General features: G+C 51.7%; 17 protein-coding genes. 7 read left to right on the forward strand and 10 right to left on the reverse strand.

The window, feature by feature from the left end; genetic code table 11:
- Positions 1-51 precede the first annotated feature (51 nt).
- Entirely contained in the window at positions 52-912 is an 861-nt protein-coding gene (locus WFL93_RS20560) for a ketose-bisphosphate aldolase (RefSeq protein ID WP_336778931.1), read from the forward strand.
- 112 nt (positions 913-1024) lie between these two features.
- Here the strand turns inward: WFL93_RS20560 and WFL93_RS20565 are convergent, their stop codons facing one another.
- Positions 1025-1789, reverse strand: a complete 765-nt coding sequence (locus tag WFL93_RS20565) for a transporter substrate-binding domain-containing protein (RefSeq protein WP_336778932.1) — start codon at positions 1787-1789, stop codon at positions 1025-1027.
- 159 nt (positions 1790-1948) lie between these two features.
- Between WFL93_RS20565 and WFL93_RS20570 the strand changes: the two genes are divergently transcribed.
- Both WFL93_RS20570 and WFL93_RS20575 read left to right on the forward strand, forming a co-directional pair.
- Positions 1949-2530, forward strand: a complete 582-nt coding sequence (locus tag WFL93_RS20570; protein ID WP_009127707.1) for an NAD(P)H-dependent oxidoreductase — start codon at positions 1949-1951, stop codon at positions 2528-2530.
- 31 nt (positions 2531-2561) lie between these two features.
- Positions 2562-2873 (forward strand): putative quinol monooxygenase, encoded by a 312-nt coding sequence (locus tag WFL93_RS20575; protein ID WP_049850625.1) that lies wholly within the window; start codon positions 2562-2564, stop codon positions 2871-2873.
- Between the two features lie 87 nt (positions 2874-2960).
- On the opposite strand, the gene WFL93_RS20580 is transcribed toward WFL93_RS20575, so the two are convergent.
- From WFL93_RS20580 to WFL93_RS20595, 4 genes are all read right to left on the reverse strand, one after another.
- Positions 2961-6167, reverse strand: a complete 3207-nt coding sequence (locus WFL93_RS20580) for an Ig-like domain-containing protein (protein ID WP_336778933.1) — start codon at positions 6165-6167, stop codon at positions 2961-2963.
- Between the two features lie 210 nt (positions 6168-6377).
- On the reverse strand, positions 6378-7256 hold the full coding sequence (locus WFL93_RS20585; protein WP_336778934.1) for an OmpA family protein: 879 nt from the start codon (positions 7254-7256) through the stop codon (positions 6378-6380).
- Positions 7257-7310: 54 nt separating this feature from the next.
- On the reverse strand, positions 7311-9461 hold the full coding sequence (locus tag WFL93_RS20590; RefSeq protein WP_336778935.1) for an Ig-like domain-containing protein: 2151 nt from the start codon (positions 9459-9461) through the stop codon (positions 7311-7313).
- A gap of 266 nt (positions 9462-9727) precedes the next feature.
- Positions 9728-10627, reverse strand: coding sequence for a LysR substrate-binding domain-containing protein (locus WFL93_RS20595; protein ID WP_336778936.1), 900 nt, complete (start codon positions 10625-10627; stop codon positions 9728-9730).
- A 94-nt stretch (positions 10628-10721) separates the two neighbouring features.
- On the opposite strand from WFL93_RS20595, the gene WFL93_RS20600 reads away from it, so the two are divergent.
- The gene (locus WFL93_RS20600; protein WP_336778937.1) at positions 10722-12194 is read left to right on the forward strand and encodes a tetratricopeptide repeat-containing glycosyltransferase family protein; all 1473 of its coding nucleotides are present in this window, start codon (positions 10722-10724) and stop codon (positions 12192-12194) included.
- A gap of 29 nt (positions 12195-12223) precedes the next feature.
- On the opposite strand, the gene parE is transcribed toward WFL93_RS20600, so the two are convergent.
- From parE to nudF, 5 genes are read right to left on the reverse strand one after another with little or no spacing between them, the layout of a single operon-like run.
- On the reverse strand, positions 12224-14119 hold the full coding sequence (gene parE, locus WFL93_RS20605; RefSeq protein ID WP_009127691.1) for a DNA topoisomerase IV subunit B: 1896 nt from the start codon (positions 14117-14119) through the stop codon (positions 12224-12226).
- 46 nt (positions 14120-14165) lie between these two features.
- Entirely contained in the window at positions 14166-14747 is a 582-nt protein-coding gene (yqiA, locus tag WFL93_RS20610) for an esterase YqiA (protein WP_009127689.1), read from the reverse strand.
- Between the two features lie 3 nt (positions 14748-14750).
- Positions 14751-15578: a 3',5'-cyclic-AMP phosphodiesterase gene (gene cpdA / locus WFL93_RS20615; RefSeq protein WP_009127687.1), complete on the reverse strand. Its 828-nt coding sequence runs from the start codon at positions 15576-15578 to the stop codon at positions 14751-14753.
- Between the two features lie 42 nt (positions 15579-15620).
- A complete protein-coding gene (locus tag WFL93_RS20620) occupies positions 15621-16046 on the reverse strand; it encodes a DUF1249 family protein (protein WP_008103400.1) in 426 nt (141 codons plus the stop codon).
- On the reverse strand, positions 16043-16678 hold the full coding sequence (gene nudF / locus WFL93_RS20625) for an ADP-ribose diphosphatase (RefSeq protein ID WP_049850617.1): 636 nt from the start codon (positions 16676-16678) through the stop codon (positions 16043-16045). The genes WFL93_RS20620 and nudF overlap by 4 nt, the downstream gene beginning before the upstream one ends.
- 213 nt (positions 16679-16891) lie before the next feature.
- On the opposite strand from nudF, the gene tolC reads away from it, so the two are divergent.
- The 3 genes from tolC (at position 16892) to WFL93_RS20640 (ending at position 20351) form a co-directional block, all read left to right on the forward strand.
- On the forward strand, positions 16892-18364 hold the full coding sequence (gene tolC / locus WFL93_RS20630; RefSeq protein ID WP_009127681.1) for an outer membrane channel protein TolC: 1473 nt from the start codon (positions 16892-16894) through the stop codon (positions 18362-18364).
- Positions 18365-18504: 140 nt separating this feature from the next.
- Positions 18505-19179, forward strand: coding sequence for a DUF1190 family protein (locus WFL93_RS20635; protein WP_009127679.1), 675 nt, complete (start codon positions 18505-18507; stop codon positions 19177-19179).
- Positions 19180-19187: 8 nt separating this feature from the next.
- The gene (locus WFL93_RS20640; protein ID WP_336778938.1) at positions 19188-20351 is read left to right on the forward strand and encodes a glutathionylspermidine synthase family protein; all 1164 of its coding nucleotides are present in this window, start codon (positions 19188-19190) and stop codon (positions 20349-20351) included.
- Positions 20352-20374 lie beyond the last annotated feature (23 nt).

Raw genomic sequence — 20374 nt, forward strand, 5'->3', positions numbered from 1 at the left:
GGTCGGCGCGCGCGTCGGCTCCGGTAAACATCACGCTGAGGAAAAATTAACATGTTGATTTCAATGAAAGAGATGTTGGCACCGACTCGTGAACACCGTTATGCGATTGGCGCTTTTAATGTGGCGGACAGCTGCTTTATCCGTGCGGTAGTGGAAGAAGCCGAAGCCACAAACACGCCCGCGATAATTTCCATCCACCCGAGCGAGCTGGAGTTTGTCACCGATGCGTTCTTTGGCTATGTGCGTGAACGCACGCTAAAAAGCAAAGTGCCGTTTACCCTCCACCTCGATCATGGCGCGTCTATCGCCCAGGTGTTGCGCGCCATTCAGTGCGGTTTTACTTCGGTGATGATCGATGGTTCGCTGCTGCCCTATGAAGAGAACGTGGCGCTGACCAAAGAGGTGGTTAAGCTAGCGCACGCGGTGGGGGTGTCGGTAGAAGGTGAACTCGGCACCATCGGCGATACCGGTACTTCTGTGGAAGGCGGCGTGAGTAAAGTGATCTACACCGAACCGGCGCAGGCGGAGGATTTTGTGCAGCGCACCGGCGTGGATACGCTGGCGGTGGCGATTGGTACCGCGCACGGCATCTATCCAAAGAATATGAAGCCGGAGCTGCAGATGCATATTCTGCGAGACATTTCACAGCGCGTAACCATTCCGCTGGTGCTGCATGGCGGTTCAGCTAATCCGGATGCGGAGATCGCTGAAGCGGTGACGCTTGGGGTGGGTAAAATCAATATTTCCAGCGATATGAAATTTGCCTATTTCAATAAGCTGCGTGAAATTCTGGCGCGTGAGACCTGGTGGGATCCGAACGTGATTTATCCGGATGCGATTACTGCCGCGAAAGCGGTGATTCGCTACAAAATGAATCTGTTTGGTGGATTGGGTAAGGCGAGTTTGTACTGATCGTTATGCTACCTTGCGCAATAAATTGCGCCGCTACAGTAAGTGCACGTATTGAGGATTGTGCCCAAACAGTGCACAAAACCGTAGCGGCGCGATTTATCGCGCATTTTTTTTACTTAATCACCCCTAACCATTGTCCGGCAATCTGTGCATATTCGCCGGTGGCGGTGCTGAGATGCAGCCACTGATCGACATACAGCTTCCAGCTCATATCATCGCGCGGGATCATGTACGCCTTCTCGCCGTACTGCATCGGCTTATCCGGATTGATCGCGCACAGCGTTGGATAGTGCTTTTGCTGGAACAGTGCTTCAGACGCATCGGTGATCATCACATCGGCTTTGTTATCCACCAGATGCTGGAAAATGCCGACGTTATCGGCCAGGTGCAGCGTCGCCTGCGGCAGATGGCTGTGCACGAAGGCTTCATTGGTGCCGCCGGCCGGTTCAATGACCCGCACGCTGGCCTGGTTGATTTGTTCAACCGTTTGATATTTCGCTTTGTCATCGCAGCGCACCAGCGGAATTTTACCATCCACGCCGAGCGGCTGGGCAAACCAGGCAATCTGCTGACGCTTCAGCGTAACCGAGACGCCGCCCAAGGCGATATCACATTGCTTCGCCACAAAATCATCGCTTAGGGTTTTCCAGGTGGTCGGCACCCATTGCACTTTAGCGCCAAGGCTGGCGGCCAGCGATTGCGCCATGCTGATATCCAGCCCTTCATATTGGCCATCGCTGCGCAGATAGCTGTAAGGTTTGTAATCGCCGGTGGTACAGACTTTTAAGGTTTTGCTGGCACGGATTTCATCAAGGTGGGATTGCGCCTGAGCAGCGCCGGTCACCAGAAGTAATGCACTCAGTATCGCGGTTTTCATGGCTTCTTCTTTTTCGAGTTGATGTTAGTTTGCGCGCAGATTGTTTCATAAGCGGGCGCATTATTGCTGTATTCGCAAAAGTGTTGTGATCAATCACGCATTTTTCTCTCTCCCGCACGCGCGTAGAGTGTGCGCCATCAACGAGAAACGGAGCGAAACATGAGCAATATTTTAATTATCGACGGCGGAAAAACCTTTGCCCATTCGAAAGGCGAGCTGAATCATACGTTAACCGACGTGGCGGCCAGCCAACTGCGCGACCTCGGCCACCAGGTGCAAGTCACCCTTGCCGATAGCGATTACAACGTGACTGAAGAAGTGCAGAAATATCTCGACAGCGATGTGGTGATTTATCAGATGCCAGGCTGGTGGATGGGCGAACCGTGGACAGTGAAAAAGTACATCGATGACGTCTTCACCGAAGGTCACGGTTCACTGTATGCCAGCGATGGCCGCACGCGCAGCGATGCCGGTAAAAAGTACGGTTCGGGCGGCTTGATTCAGGGCAAAAAATACATGTTGTCTTTGACCTGGAACGCACCGCTGGAAGCGTTTAACGATCCAGAGCAGTTCTTCGAAGGCGTGGGTGTAGATGGCTTGTATCTACACTTCCATAAAGCCAACCAGTTCCTCGGGATGGAAGCTCTGCCGACCTTTATTTGTAACGATGTGATTAAGATGCCGGATGTGCCACGCGATATTGAGCGTTATCGGACTCATCTCAGCCAGATCTTTGCTTAACTGTAAGCACCCAGGGAAAAGAGGAAGCATTATGTTAACCGTCGTCGCAGAGATTTGTGTGAAGCCAGGCCGCCGTCAGGTGGTGCTGGATGCTATTAATAAACTGATTCCAACCGTGCTGGAAGAAGATGGCTGCCATCAATACGATGCGCTGGTGGATCATCAGGCGCAGGTGCCGTGGAAACAGAATTCGCCAGACTCGATTTTTATGCTGGAGTTGTGGGAATCACTGCGCCATCTGGAGCAGCATCAGCAAATGCCGCATATGGATGCGCATCGCGAAATCATTAAAGATGAAGTGGTTGATGTGAAAATTCTGGTGCTGGAAGACGCAAAGAAATAGGTCAGTGATTCATTTTTCGTATCCGCATCAAGCATAAAAAAACCCCAATCTTTCGATTGGGGTTTTTGTTTAGCAGCTAATCAGAGATTAGTGCTGCTGCTCCTGGATCAGGCTGTGCTGTACCAGCACTTCCGCATCACCACCGTTATTCTGGTAAACGTCATACTCAACGCCTGCCACGGTTACGGTGCCGTTCGCCTGGCTCCAGTTATTCACATCTTCACCTTTCGGCAGGATGTCTTCCAGCGTCACTTCCTTACCGGCTTTCTCAGATACCACCAGCTGCGTTTTGCCGTTGTCGATGAACAGTGAATCATTGCTGTTAGCAATAATGTCGTTCAGTGACATGTGCATCAAATCTTCTTCTTCCAGTTCATTGATGCTAGCTGGAACAGGGTCTGGCCTCTTTGGCGGAGTGATATCGACTTTAACCTTAAAGTCTGCGTCAATCGCCAACTCGTTACCCGCTTTATCAAAGAAGCTTGCGGTAAAGTTGTACCAAGCCTCAGGCAGTTTCTCCGTATCCAGCCTCCACACCCCGTTTTCTACCGTGGTACTGCCGATGATGTTGGTACGTGCCTGATCACCATAAACGATTACCAGGTCTCCATCGGTACCGGTACCGCGCATGATCAAGGTCTGGTCATTGACTTCACCAGGTCCCTCCGTCGCATCCCTTTCTACAGGCAGCTTAGTAATTGGATCTAATTTATTGTCAGCATGAACGCTGTCAAAGGTGCCAGAGGTCGGTATTGAGGTATCGACAATGAAATCAGCTACGTCAACGATTTCGCCTCGCTTACCTGAGCCGCTCACTGGCTGAACTTTGATGCTATGAGCAGTTTCTGCAAGCTGTGGCAGCTCAAATGACCACTCACCGTTCTTAACGATGGCACTGCCGATTTCTTTTTCACCATCGTAAATGATGACCTTGGTGCCATCCTGACCTTTACCCGTCAGAACAGGTTTGTCATCGTCGGTCTCAGTGCCATTTTCAATACGTCCGGTAATTAAGCCAACGTTATCGGTCAGAACCAAATCGGTTAATGCACCTGGCTCTTTGGTATCGATAATCAGATCAATCGGGTCCGATTCTTCAGATTCATTACCCACTGGATCGGTGATGACAACGATAACTTCGTAGTCACCATCAGGGATTGGCTCTTCTGGACGAATGGTCCATTCGCCACCTTCACCAACGATAGTCGTACCAATTACTGTGTCATTACCGTTTTCATCGCGAATGATGATTTTTACGGTATCGTCTTTGTCTGCATCCTTACCACCAAACTCCGGACGGCTATCGTCAATCGGTTCACCCGGCGCAACAATCTGACCTGCGTTGTCACCTTCGTGATCGATGATGGTCGGTTCAGAAGGTTTCTCTGGTGCTTTGGTATCAACCACGATAGTCACCGGATCAGAATCGCCGGAGCTCTTTTCCGTTATTGGATCTACAACGCGAACCACTAACTTATGCTCGCCGTCGTCAAGCTTGTCAGCCTCAGGGATTTCAAACTCCCACTCGCCGTTTTCAACTACCGTTGAGCCAATAGGTTTGCCGTTATCAGAGATGATAATGATTTCGCCATCATTACCTTTACCACGCAGAACCGGGGTTGCATCGCCGGTGGCGTCACCGTCGTTAATGACGACATCCTCTGGACCGTTATTGGCAATCACTTCGTCAATTTGCGTCGGTGGCAGCATTTTTGAATCAACCACCAGCTGGAAATTATCTGAACCAGCTGACTCGGTACCGCCTTTCGACACCGCATCAATGCGCAGATTGTGGGTACCGTCTTCCTGTTCTGGCAGGACGATTTCCCACCGGCCTTGCTGGTCAACGATGGTGCTGGCAATGACTTTATCGCCTTCCCAGATACGCACTGTGGAACCCGCTGTGCCCACGCCTGACATAATTGGCGTTTTGTCATCAGTGGCCTTACCTGATTCCACTTCTCCCACGGTTCCTTCATCATCCCAAACCTTCTCCACTTTCGGATCAACCGGAACAGAGGTATCTAACTTGATAACGAAGTTATCGGATTTAGGGCTCATACGACCGTGACGATCTTTATACGCCGCAGTAAATGCATGCGTGTCATCACCAGTCAGCTCTGGGGTGGTAAAGGTCCAGCGGCCATCTGCGCCTACGGTCATAGAACCGATCTCATTTGAGTTGATATCGTAGATATAAACTGTCGAGCCTGGCGCAGCCACACCGCTGATGGTTGGGGTTGTGTCATTGGTATACTGACCTGATGTCAGCCAATCCGTTGCCCCGTTGTCATCAATCACGCGCATGATTTGCGGTTTTTCCGGTAGAGAGCTATCGATCACATAGATCTGTTGCAGCGGCTCACCCCAGTTATCGCCCAGATCGCAGTAGCGCACTTGATAGACATAAATGCCGTCTGGCAGCTCCGGGAATCCGGTGAAATTCCATTTGCCCTCAGCGTCAGCATAGAAAGTGTGAGCATAATCACCAATCGCGACCTGCACCTTAACGAATCCTTCGCCGGTGTTACCTCCAAGTTCCAATTTGCCACTGCTGTAATAGGTGCGTGGTGTGGTCAGGGAATCTTTGCTCTCCTCAAAAGTGCCCACTCCAGCAGTCTCGTTTGCGACTTCAGAGGCTTCAGCCACTCCTTTTTCGGCAAAGACCACAGCGCCACCGCTGATCGTCATATTGAATGGGGTTGACTTGACGCTGGTATTGGTCGCCGCATCCTGCGAAGTGACGGTCAGGATATGGTCGCCATCGCCCAGTTCAGGAGTGATGGTCCATGAACCCATTTTGTCTGCACGCGCTTCGCCAATCGGCGTGGTGCCATCTTTATCATAGAGATAAACCATGGATTCCGGCTCAGCCACACCCGAGATGACAGGTTTACGTTCATCACTGGTTTGGCCCGGCGTCAGGTTACCCATGTCGCTACCGGTATTGTCCACAACACGCCAAATCTCAGGCGCTGCAGGTGGGGTGTTATCAACGTTTAAAATGTACAGCAGAGGTGGGCCATCGTTACCGCCGGCATCAAAGGTTCGCACCTGAATAACGTGTTCACCTTCCGCCCATTTACCACTTTCCCATACTGACGTTGGATCATAGCTCCATTTACCATCGGCACCCAGCTCAATGGTCTTGGAGTAACCATCAATGACGATTTCAGCCAGGCCATAGGGCTCACCGGTTTCCTGACTTTCCCATTTGTAAGCGGAGTTTTTAGTATTAATAATAATCGCTGGATATTCCGGCGGTGGGACGTCGTTAAAAATATTTTTCGCCATGATTATATTCCTTTCAAGGTGTGATTATCGGACTCCGGATATCCCTCCGGAACGAAATAATTTTCTCCTGGTTAGCGTAATTCGTTACACAGGACATGTCTCAAATCCCGAACGCTAATAATTTCACAACCAGAAGGTTAGATTTAAAATAAATGGCCTCCGAATAATATCGGAAGGCCTTTGGTTAATAATAAGAAAATTACAGGAGTGTTATTTATTTTCTACACTGATAATAACGCGACGCTCACTTGCATAGCAGGCGACCAGCTCTTTACGCGTCCCCTGACACTGTTTAGATACCTGGCTTTCTCCCATACTTTGAGAAGAAATATTGGCACTGGACAGGCCATTATTGACCAGTAATTTCTTAATCGCATCAGCACGACGCTGGCCCAATTTCATGTTGCTCTCTTCATCACCAATAGGATCGGTGAAACCAGATACAACGATATGCGCCTGCATGTTGGATTGCTGCTTCAGCATGGCAGTAAATTGTTGAATAGCCCTGCGGCCTTCATCGGAAATATCATCACTGTTCGCGCTAGCAAATTTAAACAGCAGGTCTGATGAAAATGTATAGTTATCATAAGACTGTGTTGTGCCTTGCTGACAAGCAACAACCGATGAAGCACGTGACAACAAATGCGTTTGCTGGCGAGTGCCAACCAATTGCTGCTGCGCGTCTGTGGTACTGGTCACTAATGGACGACCCGATCCATCCAGGCTAGCGCGAATATAGTAGGTTTTTCCGGCTGCCAGATTATCGCGCCACGGTTGCTGCTGCTTGCCCTGATACGATGGCGCATCATTGGTAAAACTTCCCAGCGAATGCACGCCTGGGCTTAAACAGAAAGTACTGTATCCACCGGCAAGCAATGAAGTCTGGAATTCACCATCCACATAAATATTTGCCGGTGAATTACTTACAGCATCTGCTGGACGATAATAAACAATCCGTACTTGATCAGCCGCTGCGGCAGGCATTGAACGCCAAACCTGGCCAAAATTATTTTGTGCTTGCACATTGCATACTGTCATTACTGACAATGACGCAAATGCAGCCAATATCATCATAGATTTATTTTTCATAATAACTCCGGAAAACAGGTATCAAAGGATACCTGTTTCTCTTTATCTCAATAATTAGTCGTGTGATATCTGATCAAGGAGCTCATTCATTTGATGAGCACTATTATTCGCTGAACTATTCGCAGCCAATACACCCGAGGCACTATTTCCGCTGGCATCAGCGCTGAACGAAATATCATTTAGCAACATTGCTTTCAAATCGTGAAGTAGAACACTCTCTTCCTGCTGATCGCTAAACAGAGAATGACCTTGATCTGACAACAAATCGGATAATCCTAATTCATCAAAATCGACCCCATCAATTTTAGGGATTGGTCGCGGCGGCGGCGTAATATCGATTTCAAAATCAAAAACAGGTGTTTTTGCGGTTACGACACCATCAGCATCCTTGAAAGCGGCCTCAAGCTTGTACTTATCTTCAGCCAGTTCCGGGAAGGTAAAACTCCATTTACCATCAGCACCTATAGTCGTGGAGTAGTAGGTGTGGCCTTTAGAACCGGTAACCCACAGATAAACGGTATCCCCTGCAACTCCCTTACCTTCGATAATTGGCGTGGTGTCATTAGAGATATGATTACCTACCAAGAATTTCGTGCCTCCTGGATTATTATCTTTGAACAGGGCCTCAATGCTACCGGTTACGGGCACGTTCGGATCGGGGATCACTTCACCCGGATTTACGGGACCTTCCGGATCTTTAATATCGATAATGACTTTATCAGACAGCTCAGATTCGTTGCCGGCGGGATCCTTTACGATAATCTGGAATTCATGCTCGCCGTTATCAATAGGTTTTTCTGGTGTGAAAGTCCATGAGCCGTCATCGCCAACAATGGTGCTACCAATTGGCTTGCCGTTATCGATGATGGTGATGATTTCACCCTTCTCACCTTCACCGCCAAAGGTAGGCGTTCTGTCTTCCGTTTCGTTGCCATTCTCGATGGGCTTACCATCGTCATCGCTGATTTTACCGATGCCTTTATTTTCTGGCGCTGTGGTATCAATCTCAACAATATACGGGTCCGATGGTCGGCCTTTATTACCTACTTCATCAACCACCACAGCGCTGAAATCATGCTTGCCTTCGGATAACTCCGGGCTGATAAATTTCCAGTTACCTTCACTGTCGGTTTTCGCCGTACCTACCAACTTGCCATCTTTCCAGATTTCGACGGTAGAGCCCTTTTCAGCCTTGCCAGACAAAACGGGCGTTTTGTCATTGGTCACGCCACCGTTGCTAATCTCTTTCGCTGGATTAGCGCTATCGTCGAGCATCTTATCGATGGTGCCGTGATTGGGTGCGGTCAGATCAACGATAAATTTCCACGCTTCGCTTTTCTCACTTACCACGCCCTTTTCATTACGTTCACGCGTAGTGATGCTGTGCTCGCCGGCGCCCAGCGCCGTGCCTGGCGTAAATGACCAGGTGCCGTCTGCACCGACGGTCGTTTCGCCAATTTTCTTCTCGCCATCCCAAATCTCGATGACATTACCTTTAGAGCCCGTACCGTTAAGCGTTGGAGTCACATCATCCGTTCTGCCACCTTTGGCGATTGGACCTGTGATGCTGCCTACGTCATCGAATAGCCCTTTCACGACCGGAACATGTACGTCTCTGCCGCCGCTACCGCCGCCGCCTTGTCCGTTATCACCGCCGCCGTTACCGCCGTTATTGCTGTCCTGGTACTGCTCTTTCGCCGCCACATAGCCAAGGCCAGCCGCCGCCGCAATGGCTGCTAAACCACCCAGCGCAATCAGCGCAGGTGACCATTCAAAGCCGGAGGCCAGATCAAAGCCGCCTGCGGTATCAACATAAGCTCCTTCGCCTAAGGCCAGCGAGCTGGTTTCGCCATCAGCCAACGCGGCAGCATCATGATCGGAATCGCCATCGGTAGCGACGTACTCATGCATTTCGCCATCTTCGGCTTTACCGACCAGTGCGCCAGATTTGGCAAAAAAGTCTTCGATAATCAGATCGGGATCGTTAGCGTCAGAGCCTTCCAGCATCACTAACAGATTCTTTCCTACGCGCTTGACGGTAATGTTTTCTGGCGCAACACCGTCATTATTTTGGGTCAGCAAATATTTGCCATTGGTAATGGCCTGGACTTTTGCCGCCTTGCCATCTTTGCCGGTACGTAATACTTCGGCCTTGGTTATTGTTTTTTTATCAATAACAGCAACACTCACGGGCGAAACGTTCATGGTTAATCCCTTCCGTACATTAAATTTTGATTGCTCGATTGCGGACAAGCGCAGCAATCTCCCTGGCTTAACCCACGGATGTGGGCTCAAAGTGAGCGTCATAATCCGGAAAGAGAGATTTCCGAGACATAAGAAACGTCCCGTTAAGAAATAAATAATTCCAAACGTTGCCCAAAAACGGATTAACTCATTAACTAATTGAATTAATGGTTATTTAATGAAAATACCGGAGAATAAACATGGTGAGGGAAGAGTCAGGAAGAGGACTAAAGCAGATGGTTTTCCTGAATTTTTTCACGTAAAAAATCCAGAAAACAGGTAATGCGGGAAGTGAGAGATTGGTTGCGGTAATACACAGCGTGGATAGGTAAGCGCAGTTCGCGAGTGTCATCGGGTAGAACCTGCACCAGGCGGCCACTGACACGATCTTCGCGGCTGACAAAATCAGATAAGCGCACAATGCCTTGTCCGGCTAACGCCAGCTGGCGCAGCGTCTCGCCGCTGGATGCCGAAAGCGTGGGTTTGATGCGCAAAAACTCACCTTCACGCTGCCACACCGGCCAGACGTTATGGGCATCAAGTTGACTGAAACCCAGCAGTTGATGATTTGCCAGCGCCGCAACATCTTCAGGGACACCAAACTTTTCCAGATAGCTGGGACTGGCTAATAGGCGGATGGCGCTGCTGCCGAGCACACGCGCACGTAGGGTTGAATCTCGCAGTTCGCCGATGCGGATGGCGATGTCGGTTTGCTGTTCCAGCAGATCGATCACAATGTCATCCGTGTTCAGTTCCAGCTGAATCTGCGGATAGCGCTCACGGAATTCCGCTACCAGCGGAACAATCACGTGCAGCGTGAAAGGCGTATTAGCGTTGACGCGCAGCCGTCCTGAAGGAATATCCCGACGCTGGGCGATGTGCTCTTCTGCCTGCTCAACGGAAGCCAGAATCTGCCGCGCATGGTCGAGAAAAATCAGCCCTTCTTCGGTGAGCGCCAGACGTCTGGTGGTGCGATGCATGAGCGTGGTTTGCAGCTTGCCTTCCAGACGACTCAACGCACGGCTGATACCGGAGCTGGTTTGCTCTAACTGTTCCGCTGCCGCAGTGATCGAACCGGTATCGACTACCGCCACCCATGCGCGTAACTCTTCCAGCGTGATTTTCACTCTTCCATCTCCCTGAGAACAAGACCTGTCTTAGCGCCTGAGCAGCAACTTTTGCCGTAGATTACGCCACTTTCACCAGCGGCAGGATAACATAATGCGCCATAAACCTCGGATGAGTAACGAGCTACGTCAGCAGCAGGCAGTAACTCAGCTGCTGCAGCAAGGACGACAGGATGAAGCCTGGCGCAAGATCCGTGCGCACCTGACGCTGGTACCTTACGATAGCTGGTTTCTGCATGAGGCCGCACGTCTGGCGCGACGCAACGGTGAACTGGAGCTGGCGCAGCGCTACTATCAGCGCGCGTTAAAAGTGACGCCGCAGGATGCCGGATTACTGAATGGCTTAGGTTTAACCCACTATGACGCTGGGCGTTTCTCTGAAGCAGAATCCTGTTACCAGGCTGCGCTTAAGGCACATACCCATTACGCTGCGTGTCACAATAACTACGCCATTCTGCTGCATAAACAGCATCGTTATCACGCCGCACTCGCACAATATCGCCTGGCGCTACATATCAAGCCGGATTATACCGAAGCCCGCTACGGCATAAGCACCTTGCTGGCACATATGGGTCAGCTGCCGGAAGCCGAAAGTCTGATGCAGCAGGTGCTGCGTGAACGACGCAGCGATCGCCGCTGCCGTAATGCGCTTGGCATGGTGCAGCTGCAACAGGGCAATTTTTCCGCGGGTTGGCGTAATTATCAGGCTCGTTACGCGTTAGATAATCCCGATCGTTTCTTTTCCTTACCTACGCTGCCGTTTCCTTACTGGCAGGGCGAAGATCTGCGCGGTAAAACGCTGCTGGTGCGCACCGAGCAAGGACTGGGAGATGAGATTCAGTTCTGTCGTTTTCTCTCACGGGTGAAAACGGAAAAGCAGGCTGACAAGGTGCTTATGCTGGGCAGTAACGCCCTCAAACCCTTGATGGCGACGCTAGCACATGTTGATGGTTATCTGGTTAGGGAAGATAAACAGCATTCACTGCCCAAAGTCGATTATTGGTGCTCGCTGTTAGATTTGCCGCAGCATTTCCTCGACTCCGCCCAGCCTTTTAGTGCCGAACATCCCTATTTGTTCAGCTCAATTGAGCAGCAGGAACAGTGGCCGATTGCAGGAACTGGCAAAAAAATCGGTGTTGTGTGGAAAGGATCGAGCGGACATAAAAATGATAGCCAGCGCTCGCTTGCACACCTGTCACAACTTGCGCCGTTGTTTGATCTGCCGAATACGCATTGGATTAGCCTGCAAAAAGGCGCGGGCGAGGAGGAGGTTATTGATTTCCCGCAGGTGCAACCTTATGGCGCCCGCTTCTCCAATTATCAGGATACCGCTGCGGTCATTTCACAGCTGGATCTGATCATTGGGGTGGATACCTCGGTGATTCATCTGGCGGGTGCGCTGGGCAAACCTTGCTGGGTATTGCTACCGGCATGGGCGCGTGACTGGCGCTGGTTGGCGGGTCGCGAGGATTCACCGTGGTACCCGCAGATGCGACTGTTTGCCCGTGGGCAGGATGAAGAGTGGAGCGACGTGATCGCACGCGTAAAACACGCCTTACAGCCATAAAAGAAGGGACGCCGCGGCGTCCCTGATTTTTACACTTCGAGGTCGGCTAAGTCGCCTTTCTCTTGCAGCCAGTTACGGCGATCTTCCGAACGTTTCTTCGCCAGCAGCATATCCATCACACGCAGCGTTTGATCGACATCCTCGTCACTGACCGTGAGCTGGACCAGACGACGCGTATTGGGATCGAGCGTGGTTTCGCGCAGCTGCAGCGGGTTCATCTCACCCAAACCTTTAAAGCGCTGCACATTAGGCTTACCTTTCTTGCGCTTGAGCTGATCCAGCACGCCCTCTTTCTCATCTTCATCCAGCGCGTAATAGACTTCTTTGCCGAGATCGATGCGGTAGAGCGGCGGCATCGCTACGTAGACATGGCCGTGCTGCACCAGCGAGCGGAAATGCTTCACAAACAGCGCGCAGAGCAAGGTGGCAATGTGCAGACCATCGGAATCCGCATCCGCCAGAATACAGATTTTGCCATAACGCAGCTGACTCAAATCTTCGCTATCGGGATCGATACCGATCGCCACTGAAATATCATGCACTTCCTGCGAGGCCAGCACTTCGTCTGAAGAGACCTCCCAGGTATTGAGGATCTTACCCTTGAGCGGCATGATCGCTTGATATTCGCGATCGCGCGCCTGCTTGGCGGATCCGCCAGCAGAATCCCCTTCGACGAGGAACAGTTCAGTTTTGTTCAGATCCTGCGCGGTACAGTCAGCCAGCTTGCCAGGCAATGCCGGCCCGCTGGTGAGCTTTTTTCGCACCACTTTCTTGGCGGCACGCATACGACGCTGGGCGCTAGAGATCGCCAGCTCGGCCAGCATTTCAGCTGCCTGCACGTTCTGGTTCAGCCACAGGCTAAAGGCATCTTTTACTACGGCTGAGACGAACGCCGCACACTGACGTGATGACAAGCGCTCTTTGGTCTGACCGGCAAATTGTGGATCCTGCATCTTCACCGACAGCACGTACGCACAGCGATCCCAGATATCTTCCGCCGAGAGCTTCACGCCACGCGGCAGAATGTTGCGGAATTCACAGAACTCGCGCATTGCATCCAGCAATCCCTGACGCAGGCCGTTGACGTGCGTGCCGCCTTGCATGGTCGGGATCAGGTTGACGTAGCTTTCCGTCAGCAGCTCACCGCCTTCCGGCAGCCACAGCAGCGCCCAATCCACCGCTTCAACGTCACCGGCAAAGCTGCCAACGAAGGGTTTTTCTGGCAGCGTCGGCAAGCCGTCGATGGCTTCGCACAGATAATCTGTCAGGCCATCCTGATACATCCACGTTTGTTCGGTGTCGTTGACCTTGTCTTTAAAGACAATTTCTACACCCGGGCAGAGTACTGCTTTCGCTTTTAACAGGTGTGATAAACGAGAAACCGAGAAGCGTGGGCTGTCAAAGAAGCTCTCATCCGGCCAGAAGTGCACGCTAGTGCCGGTGTTACGCTTTCCGACGGTGCCGGTAACGGTAAGATCCTGCACTTTATCGCCGTTTTCAAAGGCGATCTGATAAATTTCGCCGTTACGGCGCACGGTCACTTCTACGCGCTTTGATAAGGCATTAACCACCGAGATCCCCACGCCGTGCAGGCCGCCCGAGAACTGATAGTTTTTGTTGGAGAATTTACCACCCGCATGCAGGCGACAAAGAATCAGCTCAACCGCAGGCACGCCCTCTTCGGGATGGATATCCACCGGCATGCCACGACCGTCATCAATAACTTCCAGCGACTGATCGGCGTGAAGAATCACTTCCACGCGTTTGGCGTGACCGGCCAGCGCCTCATCGACGCTGTTATCGATCACTTCCTGGCCCAAATGGTTTGGGCGCGTGGTATCGGTGTACATCCCCGGACGACGACGCACCGGTTCAAGGCCGGTCAGGACCTCAATGGCATCGGCATTATAGCTTGATTGGCTCATCGTATATGTCTGATTGGCAATAGGAAAATGGCCCCATCTCACAGCATTACTGAGGATTTAATCCCAGAAAATCAACTATTTGTGCGAAATGGCGTTCGAATCCGATATAGGCATGATTGCCGCCCTCTTCAACCGTCTGGCGGCATGCGCTGTAATACTCCAGCGCCTGGCGATAGTCGAGTATTTCATCGCCGGTTTGTTGCAGCAGCCAAAGTAAATCAGGCGCTTCGAGAGGGTCAATCTGCATCACTTTCAGATCGTAAATGTGGCGAGACTCTAACACATATTGCTGGCCGGTGTAGGGATTACGATTTTCTCCCAGGTAATCCACCAGCAGCTCAAACGGCCGCACGGCGGGATTCACCACCACCGCCGGCAACATAAAACATTGCGACAGCCAGGTGGCAAAATAGCCACCGAGCGACGATCCCACCAGACCAAGGGGTTCACCCGCATATTGCATCACCAACTCTTCCAGCATACTGGCGGCTTCAGCCGGGAAGGTCGGTAATTGTGGCACCATGACATGAATATGCGGATGCTGTTCGCTAAGCCATTGCTGCAGCTGCGTGGCTTTCGCCGATTGCGGAGAACTGTTGAAGCCGTGCAGATAAATCAGTGCCGCCATGGCTTAGTAGCCCTCGGAATCAAGATCGGGACGGAACATGTCGCTTTGCAAGCGGTTCACTTCGGTTTCCAGCGTACCGTCAGGCTGCAGGGTAAACCAGCGCCAGCCGGGGGCGAGCGTATCAATAGTGAAGTTGGTGCAATGGGGTTTGAACTGCACGCAGGTGGAGGGTGAAGCCATGACGCGGCGCCCATGCCAGTCGAGATCGAGTTCCTGATGGATATGGCCACACACCAGATTCCGTGCGCGCGGGAAGTGTTGCAGTACCGCTTCCAGCTGATGGGGATTGCGCAAGCTGTGCTGATCCAGCCAGGTACAACCCGACGCCAGCGGATGATGATGCAGCAGCACCAAAGTATGGCGCTCCGGATATTTGCGCAGCGCGGTATCCAGCCATTCCAGCTGATATTCACTTAACATGCCGTGCGGCACGCCGAACACCTGGCTATCCAGCAATACTAACTGCCAGTGATCGCCTAAAAGAACGTGCTTGTCCGATTTAATGCCCGCATCGGCCAGCGTATCAACCATCGCCGGTTGAAAATCATGATTGCCCGGTAGCCAGACGCAAGGCTTTGGCAGACGCGAAATGCCCGCTACAAAGTGCTGGTAGGCTTCAACGGTATGATCCTGAGCGAGATCGCCAGTGGCGATAATCAGATCGTAATGCTGCTGCTGCGCCTCAATGGCATCCAGCACTGCAGCAAAACTCGACCAGGTGTTCACCCCAAGCAGCGATTGATGTTTTCCTGCAAAAAGATGGGTATCCGTGATTTGTAAAATCCTGATACCAGACCCATCTACCGCAGGAAGAGTTAGCAGGCTATCCAAAGCGTTTCCTTAATCTCCACGCCATTGTTGCGTTTCACGCTATCAGCAGACCGGTACAGCCACAGCGCCGTGCGCTAAGCAGTAACGCAACCAATCCGCAAGGAATTGGTTAATCTGATGTTTTTCATCGCGCTGATGCAATTTTTTATTAGGATAATCATAGCGCGCTTTAAATCGGTAGATCTGTTTAGTGGAACACACTTCAGCGACCATCGCATCATGGTAGAGCCGCACCGACATAGAAGGCAGGCTCCAGTAGCTCACCGCGGGTGCCACCTGACGCACTTCAACCAGCGTGGTGTAACGCGTTGATTCTTCGATGGTGAGCTGATAGCTGGCGCCATTCACCTGATAGATCACCGATGCACCTGCCTCGTCATTGCGCGGCAGCAGGCGACGCAGCTGGGCGAAATTGGTTTCGCACAGACGCATCATTTCGGGAAAGTCAGGGGTATAGCGCTGTTTCATTTTAGCTTCCACTCTTGTCGTAGTTTTTCATGGTGCAACGCCAGCCATTGCAGGGCGATGACAGATGCTGCGTTATCAATAATCCCCTCTTCCACCCATCGGTAAGCCTGTTCGCGGCTTACTACATGGACAAGAATATCCTCATTCTCTTCCTCCAGCCCGTGATTTCCCTCTGCCAGGCTGGCATCCACTTCGCCCACCAGCACCGACAAACGTTCAGACGTTCCGCCTGGGCTGGCTAAGTAATTCACTATCGGTTTTACACGGCCAACCTTGAGGCCGGCTTCTTCTATTGCCTCACGCCGTGCGACATCTTCCGGCGTTTCGCCGGGCTCGATAATCCCAGCCACCATTTCCAGCAGCCAGGGCGTTGGGCTGGAATCAAAAGCCGGAATGCGGATCTGTTCGATCAGCACCACTTCGTCACGTAAGGGATCATAGGGTAGCAGCACGGCGGCGTGTCCGCGCTCAAAAACTTCGCGCACCACTTCACCGCTCATTTCGCCATTAAAACGACGGTGGCGGAAACGGTAGCTGACAATGGAAAAAAAACCATCGTAACGCGTTTCGCGTGCAATAATTTCTACATCGTTTTTTGTGAAAGTCACAGGGGATTTTTTTTCACTCATCATCGTCTGATTCCTTATGCAGATTGGGATGGAGCAAAGAAAAGCCAAGTATACCGCTCCGTCCGAGTGGTTCTTTTTGAATTATTTACGTAAATTAGGGGAAGAAGGCACGTTCAGCCAACTTATCTCTGACGCCGCCTCTGTAGAATCGGCGATTATTTTTTTGGCTTACCTGCAGCACTACCCGTGCATTTTGCTGCAACAAAAGGAATGCAAATGAAAAAACTGCTCCCACTTTTTATTGGACTGAGCCTGGGCGGATTCAGCCTTGCCAGCCAGGCAGAAAACCTGTTGCAGGTCTACCAGCAGGCGCGCCTTAGCAACCCCGATCTGCGTGCTTCCGCCGCTGACCGCGACGCTGCATTTGAGAAAATCAATGAAGCGCGTAGTCCTTTATTGCCGCAGTTAGGCTTGGGCGCAGATTACACTTATAACAACGGTTATCGTGACAGCAGCGGACTTCATTCCAACACGACCAGCGCATCTCTGCAATTAACTCAAACTATTTTCGATATGTCGAAATGGCGTGCGCTGTCGCTGCAAGAAAAACAAGCCGGTATTCAAGACGTCACTTATCAGGTTGCCCAGCAAGACCTGATTCTGAACAGCGCAACTGCCTATTTCAACGTGTTGAAGGCAATCGATACGCTTTCTTACACCGAAGCACAGAAACAGTCGATCTACCGCGAATTGGATCAAACCACTCAGCGCTTCAACGTAGGTTTGGTGGCAATCACTGACGTGCAAAACGCCCGTGCGCAATATGACACCGTGCTGGCTAATGAAGTCACCGCGCGTAACAACCTCGATAACGCCGTGGAATCTCTGCGCCAGATTACCGGCATGGATTATCTGTCGCTGGCTTCACTTAATATCGATCGTTTCAAAACCGCACGTCCGGACGCCGTTGCCAACCTGTTGAAAGAGTCAGAAAGCCGCAACCTGACTTTGCTGTCAGCGCGTCTGAGCCAGGACCTGGCACGTGAGCAGATTCGCTCCGCAGAAACCGGCCATATGCCGACGCTGGATTTGACCGCTTCAACCGGTATGTCCAACAGTAAATACGGCGGTAGCCGCGCTAACCAGAGCGCAGGCAGCACTGATTCAATCACCGGTTCAAACCAGGTTGGTCTGAGCTTCACCATGCCACTGTACAGCGGTGGCTCGGTCACCTCTCAGGTGAAACAGGCGCAGTACAACTATGTCGCTGCCAGCGAACAACTGGAAGGCGCACACCGTAGCGCTGTGCAGACTGTACGTTCGTCATTCAACAACGTGAATGCGTCGATCAGCAGCATTGATGCTTATAAGCAGGCTGTCGTGTCTGCGCAAAGCTCATTGGATGCGATGGAAGCTGGCTATCAGGTTGGTACCCGTACCATCGTTGATGTGCTGGATGCGACCACTACGCTGTTTAATGCCAAGCAGCAGCTTTCAGATGCACGTTACAGCTATCTGATTAACCAGCTGAATATTAAATATGCGCTGGGTACGCTGAACGAGCAGGATCTGCAGCAGCTGAACAGCACGCTGGGCAAAGAGATAACCACGACGCCAGAAGTGGTGGCGCCGGAGAATAATCAGCAAGCCGCGCGTGTGGATAACGGTCCTAAGGCGTCATCGCCTTCAGCCGCCGCACAAGCCCGTCCAGCTGCCGCGCGCAGCAGCGGAAATCCATTCGGTAATTAATTCCCTAAGGGGCCGCATGCGGCCCCTTTCGCATTCATTCGTATAGCTTCGTAAAGATCCTTTCCCCATCTGGCTTCGCGCTTCATTTTCCACCGCTCATCCCCTATCCTAAACCCACCTTTGGGCACAGGATGAAAATAATGAAACGGACGAAAAATATTCGCCATGCTGCTTTTCGTAAAAGCTGGCAGGCACGCCACTTAACGCCGGTCGCATTTGCCGTTAGCGCAGTGTTTATGCTGGCAGGCTGCGAGCAGAGTGATGAAACGGTATCGCTGTATCAAAACGCCGATGATTGTGCAAAAGCCAACCCAAGTCAGAGCGCCCAATGTACCACTGCGTATAACAACGCTCTGAAAGAAGCCGAACGCACAGCGCCAAAATATAAGACACGCGAAGATTGTGTTGCTGAGTTTGGCGAAAATCAGTGTCAGCAAACACCTGCGCAAGCGGGCGTGGGTACCACAGCTAACAATGCAGAAGCGCAGCAGAGCGGTAGCTTCTGGATGCCACTGATGGCCGGTTACATGATGGGCCGAATGATGAGTGGCGGTGCAGGCTTTGCTCAGCAGCCGCTCTTCTCACCGAAAAATCCAAATAGCCCGGCAAACGGTAAATTTGTTGATGCGGCGGGTAAAAATTACGGCAATGCTACCTCGGGCCGCACCATGAACGTGCCGAAAACGGCAATGGCGCCTAAACCGGCGACCACTTCCACCATTACTCGCGGTGGCTTTGGTGACAGCGTGGCAAAACAAAACACCATGCAGCGCAGCAGTGCCTCCGGCACGGGCAGCCGCTCGCTGGGAGGCTAAGTCGTAGCATGCAACGTATTGCCATCCCCGAACGCCCCAACTGGCGTGAAAAAGCAGCCGAGTACGGTTTTCAGTTTCATACCATGTATGGCGAGCCTTACTGGTGTGAAGATGCTTACTATCAGTTCACGCTTGCTCAGGTTGAACAACTGGAAGAGACCACCGCCGAACTGCATCAGATGTGTTTGCAAGTGGTAGAAAAAGTGGTGAACAGCGATACGCTGCTCACGCGTTTCTGCATTCCTAAGCACACATGGGATTTCGTGCGTGACTCGTGGAAGCTGCGCCAACCTTCGCTCTATTCGCGCCTTGATCTCGCCTGGGATGGTAAGGGTGACGCTAAGCTATTGGAAAATAACGCCGATACGCCAACCTCACTCTACGAAGCGGCATTCTTTCAATGGATCTGGCTGGAAGATCAAATCCAGGCGGGTAATCTGCCGCAGGGCAGCGATCAGTTCAATAGCCTGCAAGAAAAACTGATTGAGCGCTTCGCCACGCTACATCAGCAGCATGGTTTTAACTGGCTGCACTTCTCCTGCTGTCGCGATACCGACGAAGATCGCGCGACAGTGCAATATTTGCAAGACTGCGCGACTGAAGCCGGTATGCCGAGTGAATTTCTCTATATTGATGAGATTGGCTTGGGTGAAAGGGGCCAGTTTACTGATGTAAACGATCAGGTCATCAGCAATCTGTTTAAGCTCTATCCGTGGGAATTCATGCTTCGCGAGGTGTTCTCTACCAAGCTAGCAGATGCGGGCGTACGTTGGCTTGAACCCGCATGGAAAAGCATTATTTCCAATAAAGCGCTGTTACCGCTGCTGTGGGAGATGTTCCCTAATCATCCCAACCTGCTGCCAGCCTATTTCGCCGATGATGAAAATGCCCCGCAGATGGACAAGTATGTGGTGAAACCGCTGTTTTCGCGCGAAGGCGCCAATATTCGCATTATTGAAAACGGGCAGGAAATCGCGCGTGCCGATGGGCCATATGGCGAAGAAGGCATGATTATCCAGCAGTTCTACCCGTTACCTAAATTTGGTGATAGCTACACCTTGATTGGTAGCTGGCTAATTGACGATCAGCCTGCCGGCATCGGTTTGCGAGAAGATCGCGCATTGATCACTCAGGATCTCTCCCGCTTCTATCCACACACCTTTATCGATTAAAGGCTGCGCCGCCCGCGATTATC

Source organism: Pantoea sp. USHLN256 (assembly GCF_037149875.1).
Classification (GTDB): Bacteria; Pseudomonadota; Gammaproteobacteria; order Enterobacterales; family Enterobacteriaceae; genus Pantoea; species Pantoea nemavictus.

Bases quoted from the DNA above. Each gene is read 5' to 3' on its own strand.
- WFL93_RS20575 (WP_049850625.1), top strand. From the start codon at position 2,562: ATGTTAACCGTCGTCGCAGAGATTTGTGTGAAGCCAGGCCGCCGTCAG.
- WFL93_RS20640 (WP_336778938.1), top strand. From the start codon at position 19,188: ATGCAACGTATTGCCATCCCCGAACGCCCCAACTGGCGTGAAAAAGCA.
- WFL93_RS20560 (WP_336778931.1), top strand. From the start codon at position 52: ATGTTGATTTCAATGAAAGAGATGTTGGCACCGACTCGTGAACACCGT.
- WFL93_RS20580 (WP_336778933.1), bottom strand. From the start codon at position 6,167: ATGGCGAAAAATATTTTTAACGACGTCCCACCGCCGGAATATCCAGCG.
- parE (WP_009127691.1), bottom strand. From the start codon at position 14,119: ATGAGCCAATCAAGCTATAATGCCGATGCCATTGAGGTCCTGACCGGC.
- WFL93_RS20590 (WP_336778935.1), bottom strand. From the start codon at position 9,461: ATGAACGTTTCGCCCGTGAGTGTTGCTGTTATTGATAAAAAAACAATA.
- yqiA (WP_009127689.1), bottom strand. From the start codon at position 14,747: ATGGCGGCACTGATTTATCTGCACGGCTTCAACAGTTCTCCGCAATCG.
- WFL93_RS20600 (WP_336778937.1), top strand. From the start codon at position 10,722: ATGCGCCATAAACCTCGGATGAGTAACGAGCTACGTCAGCAGCAGGCA.
- WFL93_RS20565 (WP_336778932.1), bottom strand. From the start codon at position 1,789: ATGAAAACCGCGATACTGAGTGCATTACTTCTGGTGACCGGCGCTGCT.
- WFL93_RS20570 (WP_009127707.1), top strand. From the start codon at position 1,949: ATGAGCAATATTTTAATTATCGACGGCGGAAAAACCTTTGCCCATTCG.
- nudF (WP_049850617.1), bottom strand. From the start codon at position 16,678: ATGATGAGTGAAAAAAAATCCCCTGTGACTTTCACAAAAAACGATGTA.
- tolC (WP_009127681.1), top strand. From the start codon at position 16,892: ATGAAAAAACTGCTCCCACTTTTTATTGGACTGAGCCTGGGCGGATTC.
- WFL93_RS20585 (WP_336778934.1), bottom strand. From the start codon at position 7,256: ATGAAAAATAAATCTATGATGATATTGGCTGCATTTGCGTCATTGTCA.
- WFL93_RS20620 (WP_008103400.1), bottom strand. From the start codon at position 16,046: ATGAAACAGCGCTATACCCCTGACTTTCCCGAAATGATGCGTCTGTGC.
- WFL93_RS20635 (WP_009127679.1), top strand. From the start codon at position 18,505: ATGAAACGGACGAAAAATATTCGCCATGCTGCTTTTCGTAAAAGCTGG.